This window comes from Streptomyces sp. NPDC056486 (assembly GCF_042795295.1).
In the GTDB taxonomy this organism is placed as follows: Bacteria; Actinomycetota; Actinomycetes; order Streptomycetales; family Streptomycetaceae; genus Streptomyces.
On the sequence record NZ_JBHTSF010000135.1, the window covers coordinates 19,948 to 24,066 of the forward strand.

5 protein-coding genes and 1 pseudogene are annotated in these 4,119 nt (G+C 68.7%); all 6 read left to right on the forward strand.

Going from position 1 to position 4,119, the window contains the following annotated elements; translation table 11 throughout:
- A pseudogene (locus ACFQ7F_RS35600) lies at positions 1–318 on the forward strand (cell division protein FtsZ); the annotation flags it as partial.
- On the forward strand, positions 315–1,046 hold the full coding sequence (gene pgeF / locus ACFQ7F_RS35605) for a peptidoglycan editing factor PgeF (RefSeq protein ID WP_383279998.1): 732 nt from the start codon (positions 315–317) through the stop codon (positions 1,044–1,046). The pseudogene ACFQ7F_RS35600 and the gene pgeF, both read left to right, overlap by 4 nt.
- A gap of 6 nt (positions 1,047–1,052) precedes the next feature.
- Positions 1,053–1,772: a YggS family pyridoxal phosphate-dependent enzyme gene (locus ACFQ7F_RS35610; protein WP_383280001.1), complete on the forward strand. Its 720-nt coding sequence runs from the start codon at positions 1,053–1,055 to the stop codon at positions 1,770–1,772.
- A 124-nt stretch (positions 1,773–1,896) separates the two neighbouring features.
- Complete coding sequence (locus ACFQ7F_RS35615; RefSeq protein WP_383280004.1) at positions 1,897–2,541, forward strand: cell division protein SepF; 645 nt, start codon at positions 1,897–1,899, stop codon at positions 2,539–2,541.
- Between the two features lie 71 nt (positions 2,542–2,612).
- On the forward strand, positions 2,613–2,897 hold the full coding sequence (locus ACFQ7F_RS35620) for a YggT family protein (protein WP_383280007.1): 285 nt from the start codon (positions 2,613–2,615) through the stop codon (positions 2,895–2,897).
- A gap of 46 nt (positions 2,898–2,943) precedes the next feature.
- Positions 2,944–4,059, forward strand: coding sequence for a DivIVA domain-containing protein (locus ACFQ7F_RS35625; protein WP_383280009.1), 1,116 nt, complete (start codon positions 2,944–2,946; stop codon positions 4,057–4,059).
- Positions 4,060–4,119: the final 60 nt, after the last annotated feature.

Consider the following 4,119-nt stretch of genomic DNA (forward strand, 5'->3'; position numbering starts at 1 on the left):
GTGGTCCGGGTCACCGACATCGCGGCGGGCTTCGCCGGCGGACAGCCGCCGTCGAAGCGGGACACCGTCCTGAGCGCCTCGTCGGGCAAGCAGCGCGACGAGCAGCCTGCGGCCACGAGCCGTCCGGCTGAGTCCCGTTCGCCTTACGGCGGTCTGGGCAGCGTCACGTCGCACGACGAGCCGTCGACCCCGGAGCCCATCGAGGTGACCCCGGTCAACGAAACCCCGTCCGCGCCCGTGGCCCCGCAGGTTCCGCCGGCCCGTCCCTACCAGGACAGCCAGGCCGAAGAGCTGGACGTGCCGGACTTTCTGAAGTGATAAGCCAGCACAGCACTGTGAGCGGCGCGCACTTCGCCTTCACCGACAGGTGGGGCGGGGTGAGCGCCGTTCCGTACGAAGAGCTCAATCTCGGCGGTGCGGTCGGCGACGACCCCCAGGCCGTACGGACGAACCGTGCGCTGGCCGCCGAGTCGCTCGGCATCGACCCGGCGCGGGTCGTCTGGATGAACCAGGTCCACGGCCCCGATGTCGTCGTGGTCGACGGGCCCTGGGGCTCCGATGCCGAGATCCCGGCGGTCGACGCCGTGGTGACCGCCCGCAGGGGCCTCGCCCTCGCGGTCCTCACCGCGGACTGCACACCCGTCCTGCTCGCCGACCCGGTCGCGAAGGTCGCGGCGGCGGCTCACGCGGGGCGGCCCGGGATGGTGGCGGGGGTCGTTCCCGCCGCCGTCGAGACGATGGTGAAGCTGGGCGCCGACCCGGCCCGCATCATCGCCCGTACCGGCCCCGCCGTCTGTGGCCGCTGCTACGAAGTGCCGGAGGCGATGCGCGCCGAGGTCGCGGCGATCGAGCCCGCGGCGTACGCCGAGACGAGCTGGGGCACTCCGGCGGTCGACGTGACCGCGGGGGTGCACGCCCAGCTGGAGCGGCTCGGGGCGCACGACCGGGAGCAGTCGCCGGTGTGCACCCTGGAATCCGGTGACCACTTCTCGTACCGCCGCGACCGGACCACCGGTCGGCTCGCGGGCTATGTCTGGCTGGACTGATAGGGCATGACGGACCGTAAGTCTCAACTCACCGCAAATCTGGCGGAGGTCGAAGAGCGCATCGCGGCCGCGTGCGCGGCGGCCGGGCGCAAGCGGGAGGAGGTGACCCTGATCGTGGTCACCAAGACCTATCCCGCGAGTGATGTGCGGATTCTCTCGGAACTCGGTGTGCGTCATGTGGCCGAGAACCGCGACCAGGACGCGGCCCCCAAGGCCGCCGAATGCTCCGACCTTCCCCTTGCCTGGCACTTTGTCGGTCAATTGCAGACCAACAAGGTCCGTTCTGTGGTCGGTTATGCCGATGTGGTGCAGTCCGTGGACCGTCCCAAGCTGGTCACAGCCCTGTCGACGGGTGCCGTGCGCGGGGAGCGGGAGCTTGGCTGTCTGATCCAGGTCGCTCTCGACGCCGAGGAGAACGGGCGGGGCGAGCGCGGGGGAGTGGGTGCCGGCGGAATCGAAGAGCTGGCCGCACTCGTGGATCAGGCGCCGGGGCTGCGGCTCGACGGTCTGATGACCGTGGCGCCGCTCACCGGCCCGTACGCGGGGCGGCAACAGGCGGCGTTCGAGCGGCTGATGGAATTCTCAACCCTCATGCGCGCGGCTCATCCGGCTGCGAACATGGTATCGGCAGGGATGAGTGCGGACCTCGAACAGGCCGTGGCGGCCGGGGCGACACATGTGCGCGTCGGTACGGCGGTACTCGGAGTCCGACCCGGGCTCGGGTAACGTCGCCAAGAAGTCGGACCACAGCAGAAAATATGGTCATTCTCGCTGTTGGGCGGGGAGGCCTCGTGGATCGCGGGCAGTTGGTGACGACAGCCGATCCACCACAGAGCGGAGGACTCAGAGCATGGCCGGCGCGATGCGCAAGATGGCGGTCTACCTCGGCCTCGTGGAGGACGACGGGTACGACGGTCCGGGGTTCGACCCCGATGACGAGTTCGAACCCGAGCCGGAGCCCGAGCGGGACCGTCGGCGGCATGAGCCGCCTCACCAGTCACATCAATCCCGTCAGGCGCACGCGCCCGAAAGGGACGAATCGGTACGAGTGGTGCAGCCTCCCGCACAGCGTGAGCCCGTCGCCCATTCCGCTTCGCTAGGCGCGGAATCAGGACGTCCGGCGCGAATCGCCCCCGTGGCATCCATCACACCTGAACGCCAGAGCCTGGAGAAGAACTCACCGGTGATCATGCCCAAGGTCGTGTCCGAGCGGGAGCCCTACCGCATCACCACGCTGCACCCTCGGACCTACAACGAGGCCCGTACCATCGGGGAACACTTCCGTGAGGGCACTCCGGTGATCATGAATCTGACCGAGATGGACGACACGGATGCGAAGCGACTTGTCGACTTTGCCGCCGGTCTGGTCTTCGGCCTTCATGGCAGCATTGAGCGAGTGACGCAGAAGGTGTTCCTGTTGTCGCCTGCTAACGTCGATGTAACGGCGGAGGACAAGGCTCGCATCGCAGAGGGCGGGTTCTTCAACCAGAGCTGAGACGTAAGTGACGCAGTAACGCAGAACCGGCAAACGCAGCACGAGCAACATGGGGAGAGGGAACCGCCAACATGGGCGTGGTCTTGCAGGTGCTTTACATCGCGCTGATGTGCTTCCTCATCGTGCTGATCTTCCGGTTGGTCATGGACTACGTCTTCCAGTTCGCCCGCTCATGGCAACCCGGCAAGCCGATGGTGGTCGTTCTGGAGGCCACTTACACTGTCACTGATCCACCGCTCAAGCTTCTGCGGCGGTTCATTCCGCCGCTGCGTCTCGGGGGCGTGGCGCTCGACCTGTCCTTCTTCGTATTGATGATCATCGTCTACATCCTGATCATGGTTGTGAGCGGCGTGTGAACGATACGGTCTTGCCGAATGCCGACGACTACGTTGAGGTGAAGAGATGCCGTTGACCCCCGAGGACGTGCGGAACAAGCAGTTCACGACCGTCCGCCTCCGAGAAGGCTATGACGAGGACGAGGTCGATGCCTTCCTCGATGAGGTCGAAGCCGAACTGACTCGCTTGCTCCGCGAGAACGAGGACTTGCGCGCCAAGCTGGCCGCAGCCACCCGCGCCGCTGCACAGAACCAGCAGCAGGGCGGTATGCGCAAGCCTCCGGAACCGCAGGACCAGCGCGGTCCGGGTGCTCCCGTGCCCGCCGCAATATCGGGCCCGCAGCCGGTGCCGCCGCAGCAGCAGCAGCACCCGCAGCAGCATCCGCAGCACCAGCAGATGGGCGGTCCGCCGCAGCTGCCCGGTGGCGCGCCGCAGCTTCCCGCGGGCCCCAGTGGGCACGGCCCGCAGCAGGGTGGCCCGCAGGGTCCAGGACCGATGGGTCAGGGTGGCCCGATGGGCGGCCCCATGGGTGGTCCCATGGGCGGCCACGGTCCGCAGATGCCCCAGCCCGGTCAGGGCCCCGGCGGCGACAGTGCCGCGCGCGTGCTCTCCCTTGCTCAGCAGACCGCCGACCAGGCGATCGCGGAGGCCCGTTCCGAGGCCAACAAGATCGTCGGCGAGGCGCGTTCGCGTGCCGAGGGCCTCGAGCGCGACGCCCGTGCCAAGGCCGACGCCCTGGAGCGGGACGCGCAGGAGAAGCACCGTGTGGCGATGGGCTCCCTGGAGTCCGCCCGCGCCACGCTTGAGCGCAAGGTCGAGGACCTGCGCGGCTTCGAGCGCGAGTACCGCACGCGTCTGAAGTCCTACCTGGAGTCGCAGCTCCGTCAGCTGGAGACCCAGGCCGACGACTCGCTGGCTCCTCCGCGGACTCCGGCGGCTGCTTCCCTTCCGCCGTCCCCGGCGCCTTCCATGGCACCGGCCGGCGCGGGCGCCCCTTCGTACGGCGGCCAGCAGTCGATGGGCGGCAACCAGCCCACCGCAGGCCCGTCCTACGGCGGCCAGCAGCAGATGTCCCCGGCGATGACCCAGCCGATGGCGCCGGTGCGGCCGCAGGCCCCGCAGCCCATGCAGCAGGCTCCGTCGCCGATGCGTGGCTTCCTCATCGACGAGGACGACAACTGACGGCCGTTTCCACGCCTTAGGCGTCGGCAGCGTTCAGGGCGGGGCCCCCAGATCTTCTGG

Bases quoted from the DNA above. Each gene is read 5' to 3' on its own strand.
- ACFQ7F_RS35620 (WP_383280007.1), top strand. From the start codon at position 2,613: ATGGGCGTGGTCTTGCAGGTGCTTTACATCGCGCTGATGTGCTTCCTC.
- ACFQ7F_RS35610 (WP_383280001.1), top strand. From the start codon at position 1,053: ATGACGGACCGTAAGTCTCAACTCACCGCAAATCTGGCGGAGGTCGAA.
- ACFQ7F_RS35615 (WP_383280004.1), top strand. From the start codon at position 1,897: ATGGCCGGCGCGATGCGCAAGATGGCGGTCTACCTCGGCCTCGTGGAG.
- ACFQ7F_RS35625 (WP_383280009.1), top strand. From the start codon at position 2,944: ATGCCGTTGACCCCCGAGGACGTGCGGAACAAGCAGTTCACGACCGTC.